This window comes from Streptomyces sp. CGMCC 4.7035, from assembly GCF_031583065.1.
In the GTDB taxonomy this organism is placed as follows: Bacteria; Actinomycetota; Actinomycetes; order Streptomycetales; family Streptomycetaceae; genus Streptomyces; species Streptomyces yaanensis.
Genome location: NZ_CP134053.1, coordinates 2,260,353 through 2,286,406, shown reverse-complemented (window position 1 = coordinate 2,286,406; position 26,054 = coordinate 2,260,353). Strand labels below are relative to the sequence as shown.

General features: G+C 70.9%; 21 protein-coding genes and 1 riboswitch. Of the genes, 9 read left to right on the top strand and 12 right to left on the bottom strand.

The genetic code is table 11. The annotated features are described in order from the left end of the window. Position 1: 1 nt before the first annotated feature. Positions 2–853: a sulfurtransferase gene (locus tag Q2K21_RS09575; protein WP_310768795.1), complete on the bottom strand. Its 852-nt coding sequence runs from the start codon at positions 851–853 to the stop codon at positions 2–4. 322 nt (positions 854–1,175) lie between these two features. On the opposite strand from Q2K21_RS09575, the gene Q2K21_RS09570 reads away from it, so the two are divergent. Further along, positions 1,176–1,979, top strand: a complete 804-nt coding sequence (locus Q2K21_RS09570; RefSeq protein WP_310768793.1) for a VOC family protein — start codon at positions 1,176–1,178, stop codon at positions 1,977–1,979. Between the two features lie 24 nt (positions 1,980–2,003). On the opposite strand, the gene Q2K21_RS09565 is transcribed toward Q2K21_RS09570, so the two are convergent. The 4 genes from Q2K21_RS09565 to Q2K21_RS09550 form a co-directional block, all read right to left on the bottom strand. Beyond that, positions 2,004–2,654, bottom strand: a complete 651-nt coding sequence (locus tag Q2K21_RS09565) for a thymidine kinase (RefSeq protein ID WP_310768790.1) — start codon at positions 2,652–2,654, stop codon at positions 2,004–2,006. A 115-nt stretch (positions 2,655–2,769) separates the two neighbouring features. Continuing rightward, positions 2,770–3,960 (bottom strand): alkaline phosphatase family protein, encoded by a 1,191-nt coding sequence (locus tag Q2K21_RS09560; protein ID WP_310768787.1) that lies wholly within the window; start codon positions 3,958–3,960, stop codon positions 2,770–2,772. Further along, positions 3,960–4,556 carry a DUF5998 family protein gene (locus Q2K21_RS09555; RefSeq protein WP_310768784.1) on the bottom strand — a complete coding sequence of 199 codons (597 nt, stop codon included), beginning with the start codon at positions 4,554–4,556 and terminating at the stop codon, positions 3,960–3,962. The genes Q2K21_RS09560 and Q2K21_RS09555 overlap by 1 nt, the downstream gene beginning before the upstream one ends. Before the next feature lie 42 nt (positions 4,557–4,598). Continuing rightward, entirely contained in the window at positions 4,599–7,445 is a 2,847-nt protein-coding gene (locus Q2K21_RS09550) for a bifunctional acetate--CoA ligase family protein/GNAT family N-acetyltransferase (protein ID WP_310768781.1), read from the bottom strand. Positions 7,446–7,624: 179 nt separating this feature from the next. Here Q2K21_RS09550 and Q2K21_RS09545 point away from each other — a divergent pair, with 179 nt between their 5' ends. After that, positions 7,625–7,906, top strand: a complete 282-nt coding sequence (locus Q2K21_RS09545; protein WP_310768777.1) for an HPr family phosphocarrier protein — start codon at positions 7,625–7,627, stop codon at positions 7,904–7,906. 327 nt (positions 7,907–8,233) lie between these two features. On the opposite strand, the gene Q2K21_RS09540 is transcribed toward Q2K21_RS09545, so the two are convergent. The 4 genes from Q2K21_RS09540 to Q2K21_RS09525 form a co-directional block, all read right to left on the bottom strand. After that, positions 8,234–8,929, bottom strand: a complete 696-nt coding sequence (locus tag Q2K21_RS09540) for a GntR family transcriptional regulator (protein WP_310768774.1) — start codon at positions 8,927–8,929, stop codon at positions 8,234–8,236. A gap of 199 nt (positions 8,930–9,128) precedes the next feature. Further along, positions 9,129–9,881, bottom strand: a complete 753-nt coding sequence (locus Q2K21_RS09535; protein ID WP_310768771.1) for a M23 family metallopeptidase — start codon at positions 9,879–9,881, stop codon at positions 9,129–9,131. 12 nt (positions 9,882–9,893) lie between these two features. Further along, a riboswitch (cyclic di-AMP (ydaO/yuaA leader) is annotated at positions 9,894–10,042 on the bottom strand. Between the two features lie 246 nt (positions 10,043–10,288). Next, positions 10,289–11,677 (bottom strand): M16 family metallopeptidase, encoded by a 1,389-nt coding sequence (locus tag Q2K21_RS09530; protein WP_310768768.1) that lies wholly within the window; start codon positions 11,675–11,677, stop codon positions 10,289–10,291. Then, a complete protein-coding gene (locus Q2K21_RS09525; RefSeq protein WP_310780775.1) occupies positions 11,674–13,047 on the bottom strand; it encodes a M16 family metallopeptidase in 1,374 nt (457 codons plus the stop codon). The genes Q2K21_RS09530 and Q2K21_RS09525 overlap by 4 nt, the downstream gene beginning before the upstream one ends. Positions 13,048–13,617: 570 nt before the next feature. Between Q2K21_RS09525 and Q2K21_RS09520 the strand changes: the two genes are divergently transcribed. Continuing rightward, positions 13,618–16,074 carry a DNA gyrase/topoisomerase IV subunit A gene (locus tag Q2K21_RS09520; protein WP_310768765.1) on the top strand — a complete coding sequence of 819 codons (2,457 nt, stop codon included), beginning with the start codon at positions 13,618–13,620 and terminating at the stop codon, positions 16,072–16,074. Position 16,075: 1 nt separating this feature from the next. Here Q2K21_RS09520 and Q2K21_RS09515 read toward each other — a convergent pair whose 3' ends face one another. Continuing rightward, the gene (locus tag Q2K21_RS09515) at positions 16,076–17,155 is read right to left on the bottom strand and encodes a CobW family GTP-binding protein (RefSeq protein ID WP_310768762.1); all 1,080 of its coding nucleotides are present in this window, start codon (positions 17,153–17,155) and stop codon (positions 16,076–16,078) included. Positions 17,156–17,525: 370 nt separating this feature from the next. Between Q2K21_RS09515 and Q2K21_RS09510 the strand changes: the two genes are divergently transcribed. Both Q2K21_RS09510 and Q2K21_RS09505 read left to right on the top strand, forming a co-directional pair. Next, positions 17,526–18,086, top strand: a complete 561-nt coding sequence (locus tag Q2K21_RS09510) for a DUF6082 family protein (protein ID WP_310768759.1) — start codon at positions 17,526–17,528, stop codon at positions 18,084–18,086. Between the two features lie 114 nt (positions 18,087–18,200). Beyond that, the gene (locus Q2K21_RS09505; protein ID WP_310780771.1) at positions 18,201–18,437 is read left to right on the top strand and encodes a hypothetical protein; all 237 of its coding nucleotides are present in this window, start codon (positions 18,201–18,203) and stop codon (positions 18,435–18,437) included. A 172-nt stretch (positions 18,438–18,609) separates the two neighbouring features. Here Q2K21_RS09505 and Q2K21_RS09500 read toward each other — a convergent pair whose 3' ends face one another. Then, entirely contained in the window at positions 18,610–19,776 is a 1,167-nt protein-coding gene (locus Q2K21_RS09500) for a citrate synthase/methylcitrate synthase (RefSeq protein WP_310768756.1), read from the bottom strand. 96 nt (positions 19,777–19,872) lie between these two features. Between Q2K21_RS09500 and Q2K21_RS09495 the strand changes: the two genes are divergently transcribed. The 4 genes from Q2K21_RS09495 (at position 19,873) to Q2K21_RS09480 (ending at position 24,915) form a co-directional block, all read left to right on the top strand. Further along, positions 19,873–21,129 (top strand): citrate synthase, encoded by a 1,257-nt coding sequence (locus Q2K21_RS09495; RefSeq protein ID WP_310768754.1) that lies wholly within the window; start codon positions 19,873–19,875, stop codon positions 21,127–21,129. A 175-nt stretch (positions 21,130–21,304) separates the two neighbouring features. After that, positions 21,305–22,255, top strand: a complete 951-nt coding sequence (locus Q2K21_RS09490) for a sucrase ferredoxin (protein ID WP_310768751.1) — start codon at positions 21,305–21,307, stop codon at positions 22,253–22,255. Between the two features lie 195 nt (positions 22,256–22,450). Further along, on the top strand, positions 22,451–24,229 hold the full coding sequence (locus Q2K21_RS09485) for a sensor histidine kinase (protein ID WP_310768748.1): 1,779 nt from the start codon (positions 22,451–22,453) through the stop codon (positions 24,227–24,229). Next, entirely contained in the window at positions 24,226–24,915 is a 690-nt protein-coding gene (locus tag Q2K21_RS09480; protein WP_310768745.1) for a response regulator, read from the top strand. Before Q2K21_RS09485 ends, Q2K21_RS09480 begins: the two co-directional genes overlap by 4 nt. 16 nt (positions 24,916–24,931) lie before the next feature. Here the strand turns inward: Q2K21_RS09480 and Q2K21_RS09475 are convergent, their stop codons facing one another. Further along, positions 24,932–25,993, bottom strand: a complete 1,062-nt coding sequence (locus Q2K21_RS09475) for an ABC transporter substrate-binding protein (RefSeq protein WP_310768742.1) — start codon at positions 25,991–25,993, stop codon at positions 24,932–24,934. Between the last annotated feature and the right edge of the window lie 61 nt (positions 25,994–26,054).

Below are 26,054 nucleotides of genomic sequence, written 5' to 3'. Positions count from 1 at the left end.
TTCACTGCGGGTCGGGCCCCACCGCGACCGGGCGACTGCCGTCCGCCGACCACTCCGACCACGACCCCACGTACAGCGCGGCCGGGATCCCCGCGATCGTGAGCGCCAGTACCTCGTGCGCGGCGGAGACCCCCGATCCGCAGTACACGCCGACCTCGGTTCCCTCCGTGGCGCCGAGCGCCTTGAAGCGGTCCGCGAGTTCGCCGGCGGGCAGGAAGAGGCCGTTCTCGGTGACGTTCTCCGCCGTCGGCGCCGACATCGCGCCCGGGATGTGGCCGCCCACGGGGTCGATCGGCTCGACCTCGCCCCGGTAGCGTTCGCCGGCCCGCGCGTCGAGGAGCAGTCCGGTGCGGGCGAGCGCCGCCGCGCCGTCGGCGTCCAGGAGGGGCAGCGCGCCCGGCACCGGCTGGAAGTCGCCGGGGGCGCTCTCCTCGGTACCGGAGGTCAGCGGCCCGTCCCAGGCGGTCAGCCCCCCGTCGAGCACCCGGACATCCGGGTGACCCGTCCAACGCAGCATCCACCACGCGCGTGCCGCGGCCCAGCCCTGTCCGCCGTCGTACACGACGACCGGCCGGTCCGCCGTGACACCGGCGGCCCGCATGGCCGCGCCGAAGCGCTCCGTGTCGGGCAGGGGGTGCCGTCCGGCGGGACCCGGCGGGCCCGCGAGTTCGGCGTCCAGGTCCACGAAGACGGCGCCCGGAATGTGCCCGCCCGCGTAGGCGGCACGGCCGTCGAAGGGGGCGGCGCCGGCCGCCGTGGCGGCGGTCAGCTGCCAGCGGACGTCCAGGAGCGTGGGCGGCTGCGGGCCCGCCAAGTCGCTCGCGAGTTCGGATGCGGAGATGATGGCCTTCATGGCCCCCATCCTCGCGCACAAGGTGGCCGCGTAGCCCAGGTCCGGCTACTGTGCTCGGCCGGACAGGTCCGATCACCCGGTGTACGGGGTTGGGCACATGCTGTACAACAATGGCCGCCGCACGGCAATCACACGTGAACGGGCGAGAGACTGAAAAACGGGCATCCTTCTGCCGTAGGGCCTCGCGCGACGGCGCGGCCGAAGCGCGGGGTGCGACCGGTGGTGCGAGCATCGGCGCGGAGCGTGACACGCGCGTGCGCGGCACATGTGCACACAGGCGGAAGCTGACCGGCCACCACGAGGGGCCGAGGAGAGAGTGACCATGACCGAGGCACGGGGGTCGACCGGCCTTCACGGCACAACGCACGCGTGGCACGCGCCTGGCACACCGTGCTGGGTGAGTCTGATGGTGCACGGGATGGCCGCGACCCAGGATTTCTACCGGGCACTGTTCGGCTGGGAGTTCCGGCCGGGACCACAGCCGCTGGGGCCCTACGTGCGAGCCCTGCTGAACGGCTACGAGGTGGCGGGCATCGGCCAGCTGCCGCCGGACCGCCATCTGCCGATCGCCTGGACGCCGTACCTCGGCTCGGACGACGTGGACACGACCGCAGAACAGGTACGCAGCTGCGGCGGAACGGTGGGCGTCGGCCCCCTGGACGCCGCCGAGGCGGGGCGGCTGGCGATCGCGTCCGACCCGATGGGCGCGGTGTTCGGCATCTGGCAGGCGGCCGAACACCTCGGCACGGGCCTGACGGGCGTCCCCGGCACCCCCGTGTGGAACGAGCTGCTCACGTACGACACGGCGAGCGTCGCCAAGTTCTACCAGACCGTCTTCGGCTACGAGGAGGAGCCGGTCGTCTCCCCCGACTTCGACTACCTCACCCTGCACATCGAGGGCCGTCCGGTCGCCGGCATCCACGGTGTCGGCAACTGCCTGCCCCGGGACCGGGGCGCCCACTGGATGACGTACTTCCAGGTCGAGGACACCGACAGGACGGCCGAGCGGGTCACCGAGCTGGGCGGCCACGTCGTGCGGACCACGTGCAACACGGCCCTGGGCCGCATGGTCACCGTCGCGGACCCGGAGGGTGCGACGTTCTCGGTGGTCAGCCGGCTCGACTGAATCCTCGAGTGAAACGGTGGGTCGTCAGGTTGACGACACCGGCAGGACGTCCGGCGACAGGGCCGCCGCGTGGGCCGTCGCCGCCGTCATGCGGCGCCGGTGATGGCGGCGGCACAGGACCTCGTAGCCGACCTCGTCAGCGGACTGGTTGACGTCCCCGACAACCACCTGGGCGCCCTCGACCACCATCACACCGCCGACCGTGCGGGCGTTGTGCGTGGCGCGTGAGCCGCACCAGCACAGGGCCTCCACCTGGAGGACCTCGACCCGGTCCGCCAGCTCCACGAGGCGTTGCGAGCCAGGGAAGAGCTTGGAGCGGAAATCGGTCGTGATACCGAAGGCGTAGACGTCGAGGCCGAGGTCGTCGACCACCCGGGCCAGCTGGTCTATCTGCTCCGGCGCCAGGAACTGGGCCTCGTCGGCGATCACATAGTCGGCCCGCCGGCCCTGCGAGAGGTGGTCGACGAGATACGCGTACAGGTCCTGCCCGTCCGCCACCTCCACCGCGTCCGTGACCAGTCCCAGCCGGGAGGAGAGCTTGCCCTCGCCGGCCCGGTCGTCGCGCGTGAAGATCATGCCCTGCAGCCCCCGCGCGGAGCGGTTGTGCTCGATCTGGAGGGCCAGCGTCGACTTCCCGCAGTCCATCGTTCCGGAGAAGAACACCAGCTCGGGCATGGGTGGTTGAGGACCTTTCAGGGAAGGGCGGAGGAGGTGTGGGGGGTGTTCACGAGCGTGGACGAGGCGTACGGGATATTCAGGAGCGTACTGGGGGCCGGGACGCGCGCTGCGGTCAGGTGCGGACTTCCAGCAGGGGTACCAGCTGCTCCACGGCCGTCATCGATCCATGGTTGCCGACCATCGCCGACTCCTTCGGCTCCCGCTCCGAGGCGATGATGAGCACGTCGTCGCGGGCCGCCGCGACCACGTCGCCGATGCGGGCGTACACCCGTTCGTCGATGCGCGGGCCGAACCAGCCCGCCGCGATCGCCTCGTCCCGCGAGGCCACCCAGAACTGCTCGCCGAGCACCTCACGCCAGCAGGTCAGCACGTCGTTCTCGGCGCCCGGAAGGGCGTAGACGTGCCGCGCGCGCCCCTCGCCGCCCAGCAGGGCGACCCCGGCGCGCAGCTCCCAGTCCTCGTCGAAGTCGATGCGGTGCTGCTCGTCGAACGGAATGTCGATCATGCCGTGGTCGGCGGTGACATACAGGGCGGCGCGCGGCGGCAGCTGCTCCGCAAGGCGCTGGACGAGCCGGTCGACGCACATGAGCTGGCCGCGCCAGGCATCGGAGTCGACGCCGTAGCGGTGGCCGGCGCCGTCGAGCTCGGCGTAGTACGTGTACACCAAGGAGCGGTCGCCGACGGCCAGTTGCTCGGCCGCGAGGTCCATGCGGTCCTCGCCGGTCAGCCGCCCGTGGAACGTTCCGCCGCTCAGTGCGACCTTGGTCAGCGGGGTGGTCTCGAAGGCCGGGGAGGACACCTGGGCCGTGTGGACTCCGGCCGCGTCCGCGAGCTGGAAGACCGTCGGGTACGGCTGCCACGCGTACGGGTCCGTCCAGGGCTGCCAGCGGAGCTGGTTCATCAGCTCACCGGTCTCGGGGTTGCGTGCCGTGTATCCCGGCAGGCCGTGCGCGCCGGGCGGCAGACCGGTGCCGACGGAGGCGAGCGAGGTAGCGGTGGTCGCCGGGTAGCCGGCGGTGATCGGGCGGCCGGTGCCGCCGCGGGAGGACGCCAGGAGCGAGGCCAGGAAGGGCGCCTCGTCGGGGTGCGCCCTCAGCTGCTCCCAGCCGAGCCCGTCGATCAGGAAGACGCAGTTGCGGTCGGCGGCGGTCAGTTCCGATATGGCGGCGGTCTGGCCCGGTACGCCCATGCCGGCGGCGAGGGTGGGCAGGAGATCGGCCAGTGAGCCGGAACCGTACTCGGGGAGGGGCGCGGAGCCGACCGCGAGCGGCTCCGGGTGACCGTCCCAGGTGGGCAGCGCCATCAGCGGGTCAGGTCCGCGGTCGCCTCGGAAAGGGACTGCGCGAAGGCGAGCGCCTGGCGCACCGTCTCCGGACCGTCCCCGGCCTCGCTGACGCGGAGGCTGAGGTCGTCCGCCGTCGAGTTGCCCGTGTAGCCGTGGTCCGCCTCACAGTTGGGGTCGCCGCAGGCGGCGGGCTCCAGGTCGATACGGGAGACGGCGCCCCAGCCGATGGTCAGAACGACCTCGCGGGGCAGCGTGCCCGGCGTGTACGACTCCGGGTTGGCGACGACGCGGCTGACGACGACCGACGAGATCCGGTCGAGCTTCACCGATTCCGTGGACGTCGTGGCGTACGGCGTCGGGGAGGTGTCGTCCGCGGCCTGCTCGTCGGTGTGGCTGACGATGAAGCGGGTGCCGGTGAGGACCAGCACGGTCACGTGCCGGCGTACCTCGTTGGCGTCGAACGTCGTCTCCTGGTGGACCAGGTACGACCGCATGGGCTCGCCGCCCACCGCGGCTTCCACCGCTTCGGCCACGAGAGCCGGGTAGTAGCCGCTGCGCTCGATCGCCGTGCGCAGCCCCTGGGTCGTCGTACTGGTCTTGGCCATGATGTCCATCCTACGGTGGCCCACTGACTGCGCGGCACCGCTCGCCACCGCTCAGTACACGGGGAGCGTCCTCGGGCCGAGGTCGTCGCGGACCGGCGGGGGCGCGAGCCGCACGGTGGCGCCGAGCACACTCAGGCCGCGCGGGGCGACGACGACGGGCTCCAGAGTGACGGCGACGACCTCCGGATGGTCGTCGACCAGCCGCGACACACGCAGCATCAGCTCTTCGAGGGCGGGCGTGTCCACGGGGGCGGAGCCGCGCCAGCCGAACAGGAGCGGGGCCGTCCGGATCGACCGGACCAGGGAGGTGGCGTCGCGGTCCGTGACCGGAATCAAACGGTGCGCGGTGTCGCCGAGCAACTGGGAGGCGGCCCCGGCGAGCCCGAACGACAGCACGGCCCCGGCCGCCGGGTCGATCACTGCCCGTACGAGCGTGTCGACGCCACGTGGCGCCATCCTCTGGACGACGGGCCGCAGCTCCTGGGGCTTCCCGAACAGTTCGGTCAACTCCGCGTATGCCCGCCGCAGCTGCTCCTCGTCGGCGAGATCCAGGCGTACGCCGCCCAAATCGGCGCGGTGCCGCAGGTGGGGGGCGGTGGCCTTGAGAGCCACCGGGTAGCCGATCGCGCGGGCGGCCTCGACGGCGGCCTCGGGGGTGGGCGCGGGCAGGGCCCTGCGTACGTGGATGCCGTACCTCGTGAGCAGGTCACAGGTCTCGTCCGTGCCGAGCGTCAGCCCCTGCCCGCGCGCGAGCAGCCCGTGGATCAGCTGGGCGGCGCCCTTCTCGTCGATGTCGTCGTACTCGGGCACCTTGCCCGGGTCGGCCGCGTCGCGCCGCCACTGGGCGTACTTGACGGCTTCGGCAAGCGCCCGGACGGCGCGCTCGGCGGCGGGGTAGGCGGGGATGGCCACCTCGGTGGGCGGCAGTGGTTCCGCAGGGCGATGGGGGTCCCCCCGCTCGGGCGAAGCCGAGAGCGGGGGAGGCTGGGCACCGCCTGCAGCGCCGGGCGCCGTGCTGCCGACCTGTGGCCCGGTGCTCGCCGCTGCGGACAGAGCCTCCGCGAGCCCACCCAGCTCCACGTGCACCACCAGCACCGGCTTACCAGGCACCGCCGCCGCAGCCGACCGCAGCGCCTCGGCCAGCGCGGCGTCCCGGGCCGAGGTCTCACCGACCGCCGGGATGGCCGTCACGACGACGGCGTCGCACGAGTCGTCGGCCAGCGCCGCCGACAGCGCCCGGTGGAAGTCCTCCGCCGAAGCCGCCGTCGTCAGGTCGAGCGGCGGCGACGGCCGCAGCCCCTCGGTCAGGCAGGCGTCGTACGTCAGGTAGCCGAGCGACTCGGAGTTCCCGAGGATCGCCACCCGCGGCCCGGCGGGCAACGGCTGCCGCGCCAGCAGCAGCCCCGCGTCCACCAGTTCGGTGATCGTGTCCACCCGGATCACCCCGGCCTGCCGCAGCAGCGCGGACACCGTGGCGTGCGGCAGCCGCGTGGCCCGTACGGCATGCCCCTGCGGGAGGCCTCCGTGCCGCGCCCCCTGCACCACCACCAGCGGCTTGGCCTCCGCCGTGCGCCGCGCGAGGCGGGTGAACTTGCGCGGATTGCCGATGGACTCCAGGTACATCAGGACGACGTCGGTGTCCGGGTCTTCGTACCAGTACTGAAGGACGTCGTTGCCCGACACGTCCGCCCGGTTCCCGGAGGAGACGAAGGTCGACACGCCGGTGATCCCGGTGACGCCTCCCCCGCGCCGGTGCAGCCGCGACAGCAGCGCGGTCCCGATGGCGCCGGACTGGGCGAACAGTCCTATGCGCCCAGGGCGCGGCATCTCGGGCGCGAGGGAAGCGTTCAGCCTGACCTGCGGCGAGGTGTTGACGATCCCGAAGGTGTTCGGCCCGATGATCCGCATCCCGTACGTCCGCGCCTGCCGCACCAGGTCCCGCTGCCGCTCCCGCCCGTCGGGACCGCTCTCGGCGTATCCGGCGGAGACGACCACGAGCCCCTGCACCCCGTGCTCGCCGCACTCGGCGACGACTTCGGGGACGCGCTCCGCAGGCACGGCGACGACGGCGAGGTCGACCGGGTCCGCGATGTCACGGACGGAGCGGTGCGCGGGGACCCCGTCGAGTTCCGTCTGTTCGTCGGCGAACGCCCTGTTCACCGCGTACAGGCGGCCCGTGAACCCGCCGTTTCGGAGGTTGTCGAGGACGCTGCGGCCCACTCCCCCCGGCGTGCGGCCCGCACCGATCACGGCGACCGAGCCGGGCGAGAGCAGACGCTGTACGGACCGTGCCTCGGCCCGCTGCTCCCGCGCGCGCTGCACGGCCAGCGACCGGTCGGTGGGTTCCAGCCCGAACTCCAGGCGTACGACGCCGTCCTCGAAGCTGCGCTTCTGCTGGTACCCGGCGTCCGTGAACACCTTGATCATCTTGGTGTTGGCGGGCAGCACCTCGGCGGCGAACCTTCGGATGCCGCGCTCCCGGGCCACGGCCGCGATGTGTTCGAGGAGGGCCGACGCGACGCCGCGACCCTGGTGCGCGTCCTGCACCAGGAAGGCGACCTCGGCCTCGTCGGCGGGCGCGGAGGCGGGCAGCCCCTCGGCATCAATGCGGTCATAGCGTACGGTTGCGATGAACTCGCCGCCGATCGTGGCCGCGAGTCCCACCCTGTCCACAAAGTCGTGGTGCGTGAAGCGGTGGACGTCCTTGGCGGACAGGCGAGGGTACGGCGCGAAGAAGCGGTAGTACTTGGACTCGTCCGAGACCTGCTCGTAGAAGCTGACAAGGCGCTCGGCGTCATCAACGGTGATGGGCCTGATGCGTGCGGTGCCGCCGTCGCGCAGCACCACGTCGGCCTCCCAATGGGCGGGGTACTCGTGCCGGTCCGACGCGGTCTGCATGGGCCCCAGACTAAGGCTCGCGTCCGACAACGGCGCGAGGCAGGCTATGGGCCGGGCCGGACCGTCTGTGGCCCAAGTCCCCCCGGGGACGGGAACAGCGTCCGCTCCGGACACGCTTCACCGTATGGATATGGGAAACTGGTCTAGACAACCCTGATACACCTGAAGGGCAGCACAACATGGCTGAGCGCCGCGTCAACGTCGGCTGGGCCGAGGGCCTTCACGCCCGCCCCGCTTCCATCTTCGTCCGGGCCACCACGGCCTCCGGCGTCCCCGTGACGATCGCCAAGGCCGGCGGCAACCCCGTGAACGCCGCGTCCATGCTGGCGGTTCTCGGCCTGGGCGCCCAGGGCGGCGAGGAGATCGTCCTCGCGTCCGACGCGGACGGCGCGGACGCCGCGCTGGACCGGCTGGCCAAGCTGGTCGCCGAGGGTCTCGAGGAGCTCCCCGAGACCGTCTGACCCTTCGGACCCCACGCGCGGCGGAGCCGCGTCCGCCTGCACGGCGGACGCGGCTCCGCCGCTTTCGGGCTCCTCCCCGGCGACCTCGTACGGGCCGGCCGGGCTCACGCGGGGATCTCCCGGCGTTGCGAACGCGCGTCGCGCGAACGGCCCCTTTCGCACACGGCGGTCATGCCTCGCCCCCGCACACAGGAAATTCAGCAGCACGCGCGAAAATTACACACGACACGCGAAAATCACGCACGCCGGATTTTCCAGGGCGCACGGAAACAAGGGCAGCCGAAATAGGCGTCCATCGAATATCCCTCTTTGTATACGGCTCCCGTGTTAATGCCGCGACCCCAACATGTTTACGGGGTGTTGCGAAGTCCTCACACGCTCCGCGCGGTCACTCGCGCCGGGAAAGCGGAGCCGGTGCGCGGAGGTCGCACGCTCGGCGTGCAGCGCCGTGATCGCGCGCGCCCGCTCACTGTCCCCGCGCGCGACGGCGTCCACGATGCCGCCGTGCTCCGCCCAGGACTCCACGGGGTCGGCCGGTGCCTCGACCACGTACATCCAGGCGATCTTGTGCCGCAGCTGGGCGAGCGTCGAGGTCAGTGCCGGGCTTCCGCAGGCCTGTGCGAGCGTCTCATGGAACCAGCCACCCAGAGAGCGCAGATCCTCGCTGTTACCCCTCCTGGCCCGCTCCTGCCCCAGTCTGACCAGGCCGCGCAGCACCTTGAGGTGGGCCTCGGTGCGTCGCTGCGCGGCCCGTGCGGCGCCCAGCGGCTCCAGCAGCATCCGCATCTCCAGCAGGTCGGCGGCCTCCTGCTCAGTGGGTTCCGCCACGCACGCGCCCGCGTGCCTGCGCGTGACGACGAAGCCCTCGGCCTCCAGGGTGCGCAGTGCCTCGCGCACGGGGACACGCGAGACGCCGTAGCGACGCGCGAGGAGCTCCTCGGTGAGCCGGCTGCCACGCTCGTGGACACCCGCGACGATGTCATCACGGATCGCCGTGCATACCGAGTGCGCCGGAATACGCATGACCGACCTCCGCCTTAATCCCCGTGAAACGTCGCCGATTGACGCGTGTTCGACCGACTCTATTGCAGCGGACCGGAATTTCCGACGGCGGGCCGGAATCCATGGATATTTTTTGGACAGACAGCAGTTCGAAACGACGATGGCCCCGGCTCATGAGCCGGGGCCGTCACGCGCGCGTACGTCTGTCGCAGGCGCCGTGTCAGACGTTCACGCCGTGCGAGCGGAGGTAGGCGACGGGGTCGATGTCCGAGCCGTACTCCGGGGTCGTACGGGCCTCGAAGTGAAGGTGGGGTCCGGTGACGTTGCCGGTGGCCCCGGAGAGGGCTATCTGCTGGCCCGGGACGACCCGCTGGCCCACAAACACGCCGATGGACGACAGGTGGCCGTACTGCGTGTAGGTGCCGTCGTTCATCTTGATGACGATCTGGTTGCCGTACGCGCCGCCCCAGCCGGTCTCCACGACGGTGCCGGAGCCGACCGCGTGCACGGGCGTGCCGGTGGCGGCGTGGAAGTCGATGCCGGTGTGGGACCCGGAGGACCACAGGGAGCCACCGGTCTTGTAACCGGTGGAGACGTACGAGTGGAAGATCGGCGCCACGTACGCGTTGAGGCGCTTGCGCTCGGCCTCGCGGGCGGCGCGCTCCTTGGCCTCGCGCTCCTTGCGGGCCTGCTCCGCGGCCCGCTTGCGCGCGGCCTCGGCGGCCTCCTTCTGCTCCGCCGCCTGCTTCTGGGCGGCGGCCTGGGCGTCGATCTTCTCGGCGAGCGAGTCGCCGAGGGTGACGGCCTGGATGAGTCCGGTCTGCTCGACGGAGTTGTCGGCGGCGAGCGCCGGGGCGGCGAGGGTGCCGATGACGCCGGTGGTGGTGAGCGCCGCGACGCCCACGGCGTTCGTGGTCGTGCGCTTCACGCGGCCCGGACGACGGTGCTTCCCGGTGGCGCAGGTGAACGCCATGAAGTGGCTGGTCCTTTCCTTCCCTCTCGCCTACCGGGTTAGCTGACGGGTTCGGAGCAGGAAGGTCTCCTACGGGCTGGCGCCCGATTCACCCCAGGGACTGCTGTTGGGTCCCCGGCTCCCCTGGCTCGCGCCGTACGGGGACTCGGCGATGGCTGTCCGGTGCCGCGGGTGCGGCGCTCTGCCTGACGGACAGCCCGACCGACGCTAAGGGGCTCCACTTTCAATCAACAAACGCAGTCGGGGGTTTGTAGCGCATCCCACAGGGCAGACAGGCAACCTCTATGGCAATACGGACAAACACCCAACAAACAGGGCCCTGGTGACGGAAAAGTCACCAGGGCCCTGTTTGTCTCGCCGCTCACGCGCGCGCCTGTCACGGCTCCACGCGCGCGTGCGGCGCGGCTCTACTCGGCCGCCACGACGCTCACTTCGCCGATGCCGAGAGCCTCGACCGGCTCCTTGATCTGCGCGGCGTCGCCGACCAGGACGGTCACCAGACGGTCCACGGGGAAGGCGTTCACGACGGCGGCCGTGGCCTCCACCGTGCCCGTGCCGGCGAGACGCTGATACAGCGTCGCCTGGTAGTCGTCCGGCAGGTGCTGCTCGACCTGGTCGGCGAACGTGCTCGCGACGGCCGCCGCCGTCTCGAACTTGAGCGGCGCCACACCCACCAGGTTCTGCACGGCGACGTCGCGCTCGGCGTCCGTCAGCCCCTCGGCGGCGAGGGTGCGCAGCACCTTCCAGAGGTCGTCGAGCGCCGGGCCGGTGTTCGGCGTGTCGACGGAGCCGCTGATGGCGAGCATCGCGGCGCCCGTGCCGTCGGGCGCGGAGCGCAGCACCTGGCCGAACGCCCGCACACCGTAGGTGTAACCCTTCTCCTCCCGCAGGACGCGGTCCAGGCGCGAGGTGAGGGTGCCGCCGAGGCAGTACGTGCCGAGCACCTGCGCGGGCCACACGCGGTCGTGGCGGTCGGCGCCGACGCGGCCGATGAGCAGCTGCGTCTGGACGGCTCCGGGGCGGTCCACGATGATCACGCGGCCGGTGTCGTCGGCGGTCACCGGCGGCACGGGCCGCGGCTTGGCGGGCGAGCCCGTCCAGGCGCCCAGCGTGTCGTCGAGCAGCGCGTCGAGGTCCATCCCCGTGAGGTCGCCGACCACCACGGCGGTGGCCGTCGCGGGGCGTACGTAGCGCTCGTAGAAGGCGCGGACGGCCGCGGAGTCGATGTTCTCGACCGTCTCCTCGGTGCCCTGGCGCGGGCGCGACATGCGCGAGGACGCCGGGAACAGCTGCTTGGAGAGTTCCTTGGCCGCGCGGCGGGCCGGGTTGGCGGTCTCGTGCGGGATCTCGTCCAGGCGGTTGCGCACCAGGCGCTCGACCTCGCTGTCCGCGAACGCCGGCGACCTCAGGGCGTCGGCCAGCAGTCCGAGCGCCTTCGGCAGGCGCGAGGCGGGCACTTCGAGGGAGAGACGGACGCCGGGATGGTCGGCGTGCGAGTCGAGGGTGGCGCCGCAGCGCTCCAGCTCGGCGGCGAACTCCTCGGCGGAGTGCTTGTCGGTGCCCTCCGAGAAGGCGCGCGCCATGATCGTGCCGACGCCGTCCAGGCCGGCCGGCTCGGCGTCCAGGGGCGCGTCGAGGAGCACCTCGACGGCGACGACCTGCTGGCCGGGGCGGTGGCAGCGCAGCACGGTGAGACCGTTGTCGAGCGTGGCCCGCTCGGGCGCGGGGAACGCCCAGGGCCTGGCCTCGCCGGCCTGGGGCTGCGGGTGGAAGTCCATGGTCGCGAGCTCGGTCACTTCGCCGACTCCTCGTCGTTGCTGGTGCCTTCGGCGGCGGTGTTTTCGGCGGCTTCGGGGGCCTCGGCCGCGACCGGCTCGTACACGAGCACCGCGCGGTTGTCCGGGCGCAGGCGGGCCTTGGCGATCTCCTGCACCTCCTCGGCGGTGACGTCGAGCACGCGCTTGACGGCGGTCAGGGCGAGCTGCGGGTCGCCGAACAGCACCGCGTAGCGGCACAGTTCGTCGGCGCGGCCCGCGACCGTGCCGAGCCGGTCCAGCCACTCGCGCTCCAACTGGGCCTGGGCGCGCTCCATTTCCTCGGCCGTCGGGCCCCGCTCGGCGAACCGGGCGAGCTCCTCGTCGATGGCAGTTTCGATGACGGGCACCTCGACATCGCCGGAGGTCTTCACGTCCAGCCAGCCCAGGGAGGGCGCTCCGGCGAGCCGCAGCAGGCCGAAACCGGCGGCGACGGCGGTGCGGTCACGCCGCACGAGACGGTTGTAGAGGCGGGAGGACTCGCCGCCGCCGAGGATGGTGAGCGCCAGGTCGGCCGCGTCGCACGCGCGCGTGCCGTCTTGCGGCAGCCGGTAGGCGCCCATCAGGGCGCGCGCCGGGACCTCCTCCTCGATGACCTCGCGCAGCTGCTCGCCGATGACGTCGGGCAGCGAGCCGTCGCGGGGCTCGGGCTTGCCGTCGTGCGCCGGGATGGAGCCGAAGTACTTCTCGATCCAGGCGAGGGTCTGCACGGGGTCGATGTCGCCGACGACGGACAGGACGGCGTTGTTGGGCGCGTAGTACGTGCGGAAGAACGCGCGCGCGTCCTCCAGGGTGGCCGCGTCCAGGTCCGCCATGGACCCGATCGGCGTGTGGTGGTAGGGGTGGCCCTCCGGGTAGGCGAGCGCGGTCAGCCTCTCGAAGGCGGTGCCGTACGGGACGTTGTCGTACCGCTGACGGCGCTCGTTCTTCACGACGTCCCGCTGGTTCTCCATGGACTCGTCGTCGAGCGCGGCCAGCAGCGAGCCCATACGGTCGGCCTCCAGCCAGAGGGCGAGCTCCAGCTGGTGGGCCGGCATGGTCTCGAAGTAGTTCGTGCGCTCGAAGCTGGTGGTGCCGTTGAGCGAGCCGCCGGCGCCCTGCACCAGTTCGAAGTGGCCGTTGCCCTTGACCTGGGCCGAGCCCTGGAACATCAGGTGCTCGAAGAGGTGGGCGAGGCCGGTGCGGCCGCTGACCTCGTGACGCGAGCCGACGTCGTACCAGAGGCACACCGCCGCGACCGGGGTCAAGTGGTCCTCGGAGAGCACCACGCGCAGGCCGTTGGCCAGGCGGTGCTCGGTCGCTGTCAGGCCGCCGGAGCCTGCCTCGGCTGTGGCCGTGTGACCCATGGGCATGTACGTCCCTTCCATCGCGGAAGCTTTCGCGGAAACCGCGGTTTCCTGCCGGTCCTGTCACTGTATGCAACCGGGCGGTCAGGTGCCCAAGTTCCCGGGCGGCGTACGCCGAGAGCGAGATGGGGATTACGGGGAGTGGAGGACGGCGTACGGGGTTGACGCGCCGGGTGCAGGCACCGGGAGACACTCGGGGACGGCGGGTGTGCGGCCGGCTCGGGAACGACCGCCACGATCGTGCCGCGCCCGCGTCCGCGGATCATGCCGCGCCCGCGTCCGGGATCTGCCGTGCCCGCGTCCGGGATCTGCCGTGCCCGCTTCCGAGATCTGCCGCGCTCGCTTCCGGCGCGTGTCCGGACGCGGCGGACCACCGTCATCGGCGTCGGGCGCCCACGAAGCCGCAGGCCGGGGCGGTGCGTCGGGAGTCGGGCAGCCGCGGGCCGAGGCCCGTGCGTCGGGAGCCCGGGAGCCCAAAGGGACGGGGCATGGTCCACGTTGTCAGTACGTCGGTCCACAATGGTCCGCGTCAGATTCCATTCATGCCCAGCGCAGACTGTGAAGGAGCCGGCAGCAATGGCCCGCCGCAGCACGAAGACCCCGCCGCCCGACGACTCGTACGAGGAGAAGATCCTCGACATCGACGTCGTCGACGAGATGCAGGGCTCCTTCCTCGAGTACGCTTACTCGGTCATCTATTCCAGGGCCCTGCCGGACGCCCGCGACGGCCTCAAGCCGGTGCACCGGCGGATCGTCTACCAGATGAACGAGATGGGGCTGCGCCCCGACCGCGGCTATGTGAAGTGCGCCCGCGTCGTCGGCGAGGTCATGGGTAAGCTGCACCCGCACGGCGACGCGTCGATCTACGACGCCCTGGTGCGTATGGCGCAGCCCTTCTCGATGCGCGTCCCCCTGGTCGACGGCCACGGCAACTTCGGCTCGCTGGGCAACGACGACCCGCCGGCCGCCATGCGGTACACCGAGAGCCGGATGACCGAGGCGACGAGCCTGATGACCGAGTCGATCGACGAGGACACGGTCGACTTCACGCCGAACTACGACGGCCAGGAGCGGGAACCGGTGGCCCTGCCCGCCGCCTTCCCGAACCTCCTGGTGAACGGCGCGTCGGGCATCGCGGTCGGCATGGCCACGAACATGCCACCGCACAACCTCGGCGAGGTCATCGCGGCCGCCCGTCACCTGATCCGCTACCCGAACGCGGACCTGGACACCCTGATGAAGCACGTCCCGGGCCCCGACCTGCCCACCGGCGGCCGGATCGTCGGCCTCTCGGGCATCCGGGACGCGTACGAGACGGGCCGCGGCACCTTCAAGATCCGCGCCACGGTCTCCGTGGAGACCGTGACGGCGCGCCGCAAGGGCCTCGTAGTCACCGAGCTGCCCTTCACGGTCGGCCCGGAGAAGGTGATCGCCAAGATCAAGGACCTGGTCGGTTCGAAGAAGCTCCAGGGCATCGCCGACGTCAAGGACCTCACCGACCGCGAGCACGGCCTGCGCCTGGTCATCGAGATCAAGAACGGCTTCGTGCCCGAGGCGGTCCTGGAGCAGCTCTACAAGCTGACGCCGATGGAGGAGTCCTTCGGCATCAACAACGTGGCGCTGGTCGACGGCCAGCCGCTCACGCTGGGCCTGAAGGAGCTGCTGGAGGTCTACCTCGACCACCGCTTCGACGTCGTGCGGCGTCGCTCGGAGTTCCGCCGCGGCAAGCGGCGCGACCGCCTCCACCTGGTCGAGGGCCTGCTCACGGCCCTGGTGGACATCGACGAGGTCATCCGTCTGATCCGTTCCAGCGAGAACTCGGCGCAGGCGAAGGAGCGCCTGATGGAGCGCTTCTCGCTGAGCGAGACCCAGACGCAGTACATCCTCGACACCCCGCTGCGCCGCCTCACCAAGTACGACCGCATCGAGCTGGAGGCGGAGAAGGACCGGCTCAACGCCGAGATCGAGGAGCTGACCCGGATCCTGGACTCGGACGCGGAGCTGCGCAAGCTGGTCTCCGCCGAGCTGGCCGCGGTCGCCAAGAAGTTCGGTACGGAGCGGCGCACCGTGCTGCTGGAGTCCTCCGGCGCCCCGGCGCCGACGGTGTCGCTCCAGGTCGAGGACGCCCCGTGCCGGGTGCTGATGTCGTCGACGGGCCTGCTGGCGCGCACGGCGAACGGCGACCCGTTCGCCGAGGACACCGACGACAGGCGTGCGAAGCACGACGTGATCGTCTCCGCCGTCCCGGCGACGGCGCGCGGCGAGGTGGGCGCGGTGACGTCTGCCGGACGGCTGCTGCGGATCAACGTGATCGACCTGCCGCAGCTGCCGGAGACGGCGACGCGTCCGAGCCTGTCCGGGGGTGCGCCGCTCTCGGAGTTCGTCTCCCTGGAGGCGGACGAGACGGTCGTGTGCCTGACGACGCTGGACGAGTCCTCCCCGGGCCTCGCCCTCGGTACGGAACAGGGCGTCGTCAAGCGTGTGGTCCCCGACTACCCCTCGAACAAGGAGGAGTTGGAGGTCATCACCCTCAAGGAGGGCGACCGGATCGTCGGTGCGGTCGAGCTGCGCACGGGCGAGGAGGACCTGGTCTTCATCACGGACGACGCACAACTGCTGCGCTACCAGGCGTCCCAGGTGCGCCCGCAGGGCCGCCCCGCGGGTGGCATGGCGGGCATCAAGCTCACGGACGGCGCGAAGGTGATCTCCTTCACGGCGGTGGACCCGGCGGCCGACGCGGTCGTCTTCACGATCGCCGGCTCGCGCGGCACGCTGGACGACTCGGTCCAGACGACGGCCAAGATGACGCCGTTCGACCAGTACCCGCGCAAGGGCCGCGCCACGGGTGGCGTGCGCTGCCAGCGGTTCCTGAAGGGCGAGGACTGCCTGTCGTTCGCGTGGGCGGGCGAGGTGCCGGCCCGTGCCGCGCAGAAGAACGGCATGCCCGCCGAGCTGCCGGAGATCGACCCGCGGCGCGACGGTTCGGGCCTGCCGCTACCGAAGACGGTCGCGTCGGTGGCGGGACCGGTGTAGGTCAGCCCGTGAGGTCACCGAGGCTCGCGGGAGCCTCGGTCTCCTTGTCCTGCACGTAGCGAAGGACGCCCCACATGCTGTGCTCATCGGTGTGTGGGGCGTCGTCGGCGCACGCCTCCAGCTCCTTGCGGAGGGCGGTGGTGTCGATGCCGGACCCGATGAGGACCAGCTGGGTGAGCCGCTCGTCGTCGGCCGTCCACGCCTCCGGGTAGAACCGCAGGAATCGGCCCACGGCGTGCACGGCGTACCGGTTGCGCGGATCGGCCGCGCCGAAGTCGACGTAGCCCTTGATCCGGTAGAGGCCCTCCGGCCTGCTGTCGAGGAAGTCCAGCAGGCGCCGGGGGTGCATGGGCACGTCGGAGCGGAAGGAGAGGCTGTCGTATCCGGCGTGCAGATGGGCGTGGTCGTCGTCCTGGTGCCCGTGGTCATGCCGGTGGAGGTCGTCGAACGACAACTGTCCGATCCGCTCCTCGGCCGGCCGGCAGTCGAAGAGGAACTCGGGGTCGACGCGTCCGTAGGTGGCGGTGACAACGGCGGCACGGCCGGTGAGCGACCGAACGAGCCGCAGGGCCCCTTCGCTGTCTTCGGCCCGGTCGGTCTTGTTGAGCACGACGAGGTCGGCGAGGGCGAGATGGCGGTCGAGTTCGGAATGCTTTGCGCGGGTGGCCTCGAACTCCACCGCGTCGACGACCTCCACGAGGCCGCCGTAGACGACACGTGGGTGTTCGCTGGCGAGCACCATGCGCACGAGTTCCTGGGGTTCGGCGAGCCCGCTGGCCTCGATGACGATCACGTCGATGCCGGCGGAGGGCTGGGCGAGGCGGTCGAGGTAGAGGTCGAGTTCACTGGCGTCGACGGCACAGCACAGGCATCCGTTGCCGAGGGAGACGGTGGAGTCCCCGAGCGCCCCGGCAACAGCCATCGCGTCGATCTCGATGTCCCCGAAGTCATTGACGACGGCCCCGATGCGGCTTCCTCCGCTGTGGTGGAGGAGATGGTTGAGCAGGGTGGTCTTGCCCGAGCCCAGGAATCCCGCGAGTACGACGACAGGGATCTGCTGCGGACTCGACGACTGGCTCAACGTGCGCCCCTTCTCACATCGATGCGTGCGCCGGATCGTGTACCGGCGGGCGTACGAGGACGGCTCATGGACCGGCGCTCGCCGGATCGGGTCGGCTCCCGTACGAGGATTGAATGCCGACCCAGGATACGAGCGGGTGGAAAGCCCGCGAAGTGAACGATTGTTAGCGGCGCTCGCGGGGCACACGTCGGGCATGGCGCCGGGAAGCACGACCCGCACTGTCCTCCGTGCGCCTCCTCTCCGCCTCCCCGCCGATCAGAGCCGCTCGGCACCCTGGGAGAGGGCAAGCGCGCCGCCCATCGCTCGCCGGTCCCCACCTGTCGACCCGCACCCGACGACCGGCGGAGGGTCGCCTGATTCGGGGGTTGACATGGTCACACGGAAACTGGGGATACGTGGGTCGGGTGCCGCCACGACGGCGGGGCTCGCATTCGTGGTCGGCGTGGTGATCGCCGTGGCCGCCCAGCAGCGACGATACGAGGAACTGCGCCTCCGGATCGAGCACATGGAGCAGAACGGCCGCCAGGAAGCACGGCTTGCCGAGCAACAGCGCCTGCAGTCCTACCTGCTGGACAAGGCGCTGAGCGACCCCGACCTGGCCGCGGTCATGAGCACGATCGAGGAAGTGCACCCCACCCGGCGCAGGCAGTACCTCTTCGCCAACGCGATGTACACCCACGCCCTCCTCGCGTACCGCGTCGGCGTGGTCAACCTGGAGGAACTCCATGGCCATCTTCGGGTGATCTGCCAGAACGCGATCTTTCGCGAGTACTGGGACGCCACGCGGCACCATCGCGCCAGCCTCAAGTCCGAATCCGTGGAGGCCCGGGTGGGCCGGATGATGGACGCGCTCATCCGTGATCTGGACGAAGCGGACACCGAGGAGTGGTGGGTCGTGGGTGAACCTCCGACCGACGGAGACCAGCGCTGACACACCCAACGCACCATCATTGGCGGCCAGTTGGCCTAACTACGAACTGTTGTGCCATTGGCAGTGGGCTACCCTGTCCCGCGTTCAACCTGAAACTTGAAGATCGGGGTTCCCTTGAAAATCGTGCGCCGCATCGGTGCGTCCCCGCGCGAACGGGGCAGTTTGTCCGGCGAGACATGTCCGGACATCTTCGAGCTCAGCGACGGCAACTTCGCCGTAATCGGCACCGAGGCCACGGCTGTCCTCGAAAGCGAGCTTCCCGCCGACGCTGCGCGCGCGGACTACGAGCGCATCGTCATCGTCAGCCGAGACACCCTGGTCAGGGCGAAGAGTGACATCCCCGACATGTAGCGGCACTACCGCGTCGGCCACCCACTGCTGACGCCGGCATCGAGGTCGCCCCTCTTGGCCAACCCGTTGAGGACCACCTCCGGATGGCGAGCCGAACCCCACCACCCCGGTCATCGCTCGCACTGAACTCACGAGGTCCGACACCAGACCGGTGCCGGACCTCAGCCATGTCTCAGGCCACCGCCGGTACCGCCACCGGCGGTACCGGCCCCACATACCGCGCCACCGGGCGAATGATCTTCGGGTCCTCGGCCTGTTCCAGGATGTTGGCGCTCCAGCCGACCACCCGGGCCGTCGCGAAGGTCGGGGTGAACATCTCGCGTGGGAGGCCGCAGAGTTCCATGACCACGCCCGCGTAGAACTCCACGTTCGTATGCAGCTCACGGCCCGGCTTCAGTTCGGCCAGGATGGCCTCCACATGGTGCTCGACCTCGATCGCGAAGTCGACCAGTGGGCCGCCGAACCGCTCGGCGATACCGCGGAGCATGCGCGAGCGGGGATCCTCCGTGCGGTAGACGGGGTGACCGAAGCCCATGATGCGGTCGCCCGCGAGGACGCGTTCGCGGATCCAGGAGTCGATCCGGTCGGGCGTGCCGATGGCGTCGAGAGTGTCCAGGGCACGGCTCGGCGCGCCGCCGTGGAGCGGGCCGGACAGGGCGCCGACGGCGCCCACCAGGGCCGCCGCCACGTCCGCCCCCGTGGAGGTGATCACTCTTGCCGTGAATGTTGATGCATTGAATCCATGGTCAATAGTCGAGATCAAGTATTGCTCGACCGCCCGCGCACGCTCCGGGTCCGGTTCCGAACCCGTCAACATGTACAGATAATTCGCGGCGTGCGGCAGGTCCTCGCGCGGCTCGACCGGCTCCAGCCCGCGACCCAGCCGGTACAGCGCGGTCAACAGCGTGGGTACGGCCGCGGCCATCGCAATCGTGTCCTCCCGGCGCCGGGCCGCGTCGATGTCGTAAACCGGCCGGAACCCCTTGGAAGCGCCGAGCAGCGAGAGCGCCGTACGGAGGCCCGAAAGCGGGCCGGAACGGCCGCTTCCCGCTGCCAGCGCGGGGAGTACGGACCGTACGTCGTCGGGCAGGCGCCGCAGCTCCGCGGTCCGCGCGGCGAAGGCTGCCCGCCGGCCGGCGTCCGGCAGCTCGCCGTGAACCATCAGGTACCAGACGTCCTCGAAGCAGCGGGTCTGCGCGAGTTCGACGGCCGAGTACTGACGGTAGTGGTAGAAGCCCTCCAGCCCCCTGACGTCACCCAATGCGGTTTCGGTGACGACGACGCCCGCGAGTCCTCGCGGGACGTCGACGGAGGTGGACGCGGCCCTGGTGATCGGCATGTTTCCTCCTCGGAATTGATGTGACTGTCCATGATTGATTAGATCCTTGTCAACATTGATTGAATCAATACTTTGTCCATGGGTACGGTGGCGGGCATGAGGGATCAAGAAGCGACTCCCGGCCACGACGGGGCTCGGCTCACCACCAAGGAGACGGCCGAGTTGCTCGGGGTGAAGCCCGAGACCGTCTATGCGTACGTCAGCCGCGGCCAGCTCAGCAGCCGGCGCGAGCCGGGCGGCCGCGGCAGCACCTTCGACGCCAAGGAAGTGGCCGCGCTCGCCCGGCGCAACAGGCGTGAGCCGAGCGGGACTTCGCCCGCGGGGGGCGAGCTCTCGGTCCGTACGAGCATCACCTTGATCGACAAGGACCGGTACTACTTCCGCGGGGTCGACGCGACCGACCTGGCCGCGCTCCACTCCTACGAGGAAATCGCCGAGTGGCTGTGGACCGGCCGAATGCGGCCCGGCATCACCTTCACCGCCCCGGACTCCTCCGTCACCGTCGCCCGACGAGCCGTGAACGCGCTGCCCGAGCACAGCGGCCCCACCGACCGGCTGCGGGTGGCAGCGATCGCGGCGGCCATCGCGGACCCGCTCCGCTTCGACCTGTCGCCGGACGCGGTCCTCGGCACGGCCCGCACCCTCATCCCCACCCTCGTCGCCGCCCTCCCGCCGCTGCGACACGACCACCGCGACGAGGGCCCGCTGGCACGGCGCCTGTGGGGGCGACTCACCGGTCGCCTGCCCGACGACGCGTCACTGCGCGCACTGGACACGGCGCTCGGACTGCTCGTCGATCACGACCTGGCCGCCTCGACCCTCGCGGTCCGCGTCGCCGCATCCGCCCGCGCGCACGCGTACGCCGCCGTCTCGGCCGGGCTCGGCGTCCTGGAGGGCCCCTTGCACGGCGCGGCCAGCGGTCTCGCGCACCGGATGCTGCTCGACGTCCTGGACCGGGGCACCGCCGCCCCCGTGGTCGCCGACGAACTGCGGGCCGGACGCCGGATCCCGGGGCTCGGACATCGGTTGTATCCCGGCGAGGACCCACGCGCGCGTGCCCTGTTCGCACTTCTGGAGGACGTACCGGCCGCGGCACCGGCCCTGGCAGCGGCGCGGGACATCGTGGCCACGACGGCCCGCCACACGTCCCTGCACGCCAATGTCGACCTGGCCCTCGCCGTCCTCACGGTCGGATCCGGCATGGACGCCACGGCGGGCGAGACCGTCTTCGCCGTCGCACGCACGGCGGGCTGGATCGCCCACACCCTGGAGGAGTACGAAGAGCGCCCGCTGCGCATGCGCCCGAGTGGGCACTACGTGGGGGCGCGTCCGCCTCAGCCGCTCCCCGAGTGAGTCCCGTGCGCCGACGTCCACCGCCTCGCACCGAGTGAGCCGGGCGCGCGGCCGCCCGCGAACTGCTCCCCGGCGTGCCCCGAGCGCTCCCGCCGCACGCTCGACGCGCCCCGAATGCGCCCCCGGTTGCACGACTGGAAGTCATCGTCGGCGAAGTCAGGTTAGGCTCACCTCTGTGAGTACGTGCACGACCGCGTCCCGGGACCTCGACGAGCCCCTCGCGGGGACCGCGGCGACCGCGAGGACATGGCTGTTGCTGGAACAGCCCGGCCCTTGGGGCGCCAAGGCGCTCACATCGAGCCACCTGGACCCGGCGCTCGGCCGCGCCCTCGAAGCGGCCGCGGAGGGCACCGGTGTGCGGATCGCGCTCATCCGCCGTCCCGGCCGCCACGCCGACTGCGGAACGCCCGCCGTACGTCAGGTGTACGTGGCCCACACCGTTCCCGGAAACGTATGGCTGCACTCCGCCACGACCTCCGAGCCGGAACGGTTGCTCGACCTGGACTTCGCGGCACTCGGCAGGGGCGACTCACACACCTTCGACTCGGTCCTCCAGGGGCGGCCCCACACAGGCGATCCGCTCGCACTCGTCTGCACCAACGGCAAGCGGGACCGCTGCTGCGCCCTTCTCGGCCGCCCTCTCGCGGCAGAACTGTCCGCCTCCGGAGTGGGCGGCGTCTGGGAGGTCACCCATCTGGGCGGCCACCGCTTCTCGCCCACGCTGCTCGTCCTGCCCTTCGGATACGCCTACGGTCGGGCGCAGGCGCCGCACGTCAAGGAGGTCCTCCGGGGGGTACGCGAAGGGCGGATCGTGGTCGACGGGTGCCGCGGCAGCTCCGCCTGGGAGCGACCCGCACAGGCCGCGGAACTCGCGGTGCGCACAGCGGTCCGCGAATACGCGGCGGACGCGCTGACCGTCGTCCGCACGGACGGCGCCGCGCCCCGCTGGGAGGTCGTCGTGGGCCACGTCGACGGCCGTCTGTGGCGCGTCGTCGTGGCGCAGGGCGCCTCCCTGCCGCCCCGCCCGGAGAGCTGCGGCTCGGCACTGGGTTCGCCGGCGCGGATGGACGTGGTGGCCGTACAGGAACTGCACCTCGCGGACGCCGCCGGCCCCGTGCGCTGCTGAGGCAGGGCCCGTGCCGGGATGACCAGAGACACTGTCACTGGCACCGACACCGACACCGACACCGACACCGACACAGGAACGAGTACAGGTAGGGGCACGGGTACACACACGGGCACAGGCCTCACCGGCGCCCCACAAGAGATCCACGCCACACTCCCTACGGCAGGGCGCACCCGCCCCCGTACCGTCGTACGCATGAGCCCCTCTCCCCCTGCAAGACGACTGCGCCTCGGCCTGCCGCGGCGGATGTTCTCGCAGCTCTTGCTGATGCAGGTGGCGATCGCCGCGGGCGTCGCCGTGCTCGCCACCGGACTGTTCCTGGCGCCGCTCAGCCACCTGCTGGACGACCAGGCGATGCGCCGGGCCCTCGCGATCGCGCAGACCACGGCCGCACAGCCGCAGATCGCCAAGGACCTGCAGTCCACACGCCCGTCTCCCGACGGACCCGTGCAGGCGGAGGCGGAGCGCATCCGCAAGGCCAGCAACGCCGAGTACGTCGTGGTGATGAACACGAAGTGGGTGCGCTGGTCGCACCGGGACCCCACACAGGTCGGCAAGGTCGTCTCCACCGACCCGAGCGATGCCCTGGCCGGCCAGGAGGTCATGGAGATCGACAGCGGCACCCTGGGCCGCTCGGCCCGGGGCAAAGTGCCGCTGCGGGACGCACACGGAAGGATCATCGGCGCGGTCTCCGTGGGCATCGAGTACAACAGCGTGCGGGCTCGTCTGATCCACGCGATACCGGGGCTGTTCGCGTACGCCGGCGCGGCCCTCGCGATCGGCGCGCTGGCCGCGTATCTGATCTCCCGCAGGGTCCAGCGGCAGACCCGCGACCTCGCCTTCTCCGACATCGCGGCGCTGCTCGCCGAGCGCGAGGCGATGCTGCACGGCATCAGGGAGGGCGTCGTCGCCCTGGACCGAGGGGGCCGGATACGCCTCCTCAACGACGAGGCGCAACGACTGCTGGGCGTCGGTGACGAGGCCGTCGGCCGGTCCCTCGACGAGGCGCTCGGCGAGGGACGTACGACCGATGTGCTCGCCGGCCGCGTCACGGGCACGGATCTGCTCACCGTGCGCGGTCACCGCGTCCTGGTCGCCAACCGCATGCCCACCGACGACGGCGGCGCCGTCGCCACCCTGCGCGACCGCACGGAGCTGGAACAGCTCGGCCGGGAACTCGACTCGACGCGCGGCCTGATCGACGCGCTGCGCGCGCAGGACCACGAGCACGCCAACCGTATGCACACCCTCCTGGGGCTGCTCGAACTGGAGATGTACGACGACGCCGTGGAGTTCGTCGGCGAGGTGGTCGGTGACCATCGCGCCACCGCGGAACAGGTCACCGAGAAGATCCACGACCCGCTGCTGGCGGCCCTGTTGGTGGGCAAGGCCACGGTCGCCGCCGAGCGCGGTGTCGCGCTGTGGATCGCGGACCGGACGTTGCTGCCGGACCGGTTGATCGACCCCAGGGGCCTGGTCACGATCGTCGGCAACCTGGTCGACAACGCCCTCGACGCCGTCGCGGGCACGCCGCACGCGCGCGTGGAGGTCGAATTGCGCGCCGAGGGGCGTACGGCGGTCCTCAGGGTGCGCGACACGGGGCCCGGAATCCCCACCGAACGGCGGGAGCTGATCTTCACGGACGGATGGTCCACCAAGCAGCCCCCGGCCCACGGCAAGCGCGGGATCGGTCTCTCCTTGGTGCGTCGTCTCGCCGAACGCCAAGGGGGCAGCGCCCGTGTGGGCGAGGCGGAGGGCGGCGGCGCGGAGTTCACCGTGGTACTGCCTGAGGCGCTGGCGGAGCCCGACCTGACATCGGAGCCGACCCCTGCGACCGGCCAGGGCCTTGTCCCGGTACGGGAGACACCCGCCGGGGCGGCACTCTCACGGGACACACCCGCATACGAGGCACGGCCCCGGGAAACACCTCTGCCGATCTCTCAGGAGCCGATCTCTCAGGAGGAGCCGCGATGACCCGGCCGATCGAAGTACTGGTCGTGGACGACGACACCCGGGTCGCGCGGGTCAACGCCGCCTACGTGGAGAAGGTCGCCGGCTTCCGCGTGGCCGGCGAGGCGCACAACGCGGCCGACGCGCTGCGCCAGATGGAGACGCTGCCCCATCTGGACCTGGTGCTGATGGACCACTACCTGCCCGACGACACGGGGCTCGCGGTCGTCCAGGAGATGCGCCGGCGCGGTCACCAGACCGATGTGATCATGGTGAGCGCGGCCCGTGACGTCCAGACCGTGCAGGCGGCGATGCGGCACGGCGCACTCCAGTACCTGGTCAAGCCGTTCAACTTCGCGGGCCTGCGCGCCAAGCTGGAGGCGTACGCCGAACTGCGCCGCACCCTCGACGGCGGCGGCGAGGCCGAGCAGGCGGAGGTCGACCGGATCTTCGGGGCCCTGTCGGCGGGTTCGGAGCCGGGGCTGCCGAAAGGGCACTCCCCCAGCACGGCGGACTTGGTACGCCGTGCCCTGGTGAGCGCCGAGGGGCCGCTGTCCGCGCAGGAGATCGCCGAACAGACCGGGCTGAGCCGCCAGACCGCCCAGCGTTATCTGAAGCTCCTGGAGCGCACGGGACGGGCCACACTGACCCTCAAATACGGCGACGCGGGCCGCCCAGAACATCGCTACGTCTGGGCGACCCGCGCCTGAGGCACGGCTTCCGGGCTCAGCCCGCGGCCTTCTCCACGAACTCCGTGGTGTACGTCTTGCTCAGGTCGATGGTGGCGTTCTTGATGTTGGGGTTGAACGCCTTGAGGACCTTCTCGACTGTCTCCGGACCGTCCTTGGGCATCACGCCGTCCTTGGTGAACATCGGCAGTGTGCTGTTGATGGCACTCGCGTAGAGGGTCTTGTTGCCCTGCGAGTAGTCGGCCGGCATCTTGTCGGCGATCTCGTTCGCGGTGTGCGTCGACATCCACTGGAGGGTCTTGACGAAGGCGTTGGCCAGCTTCTGGACCGTCTCCTTGTGGCTGTTCACCCAGTCCGTCTGCATGTAGAGGCTGGACGACGGGTACGGGCCGCCGAGCGCGTCCTGCGACCCCTGCGGCGTCCGCATGTCGACGAGCACCTGGCCGAGGTCCTTCGCGATGACGTTGGCGACGGTCGGGTCCGTGGTCATGCCGGCGTCGATGGAGCCCTGCTGGAGGGCGGAGATGAACGTCGGTCCCGCGCCGACGGCGACCGGGCTGAAGTCGCTGACCTTCACGCCGTTCTTCACCGCGAGGTACTTGGTGAGGAAGTCGGTCGAGGAGCCGAGGCCCGTGATGCCGAGCTTCTTGCCCTTGAAGTCCTTCGGGGACGTGATGTCCTTCACGCGCTTCTTGGAGACGATCTCCACCTCACCGGGCGCGTGCGAGAACTGCACCACGGACTCGACGATCTTGCCCTTGGTCTGGAGGTCGAGCGTGTGGTCGTAGAAGCCGACGGCTCCCTGGACCTGACCGGAGACGAGCGCGGTCTCGGCCTGGACGCCGGCCGGCTCGCTCAGCAGTTCCACGTCGAGGCCCTCGGCGTCGAAGTAGCCGAGCCGCTGGGTGAGCATGGCCGGCAGGTAGATGACCTTGTCCAGGCCACCGACCATGATCTTGACCTTCTCGCCCTTGCCGTCGCCCTTGCTGCCGGAATCGGACGACGCGGTGGTGGCGGCGTCGTTGGCGCAGGCGGTGAGCGAGGTGACGGCGAGCAGGCCGGCCGCGGCGAGGGCAGCGATTCTGGCGGACTTGCGCATGGTGGTTCACGTCCTTGTGAGATGGCGGTGCGGGAACGAGGAACAGTGCCCGGAGAGGCGT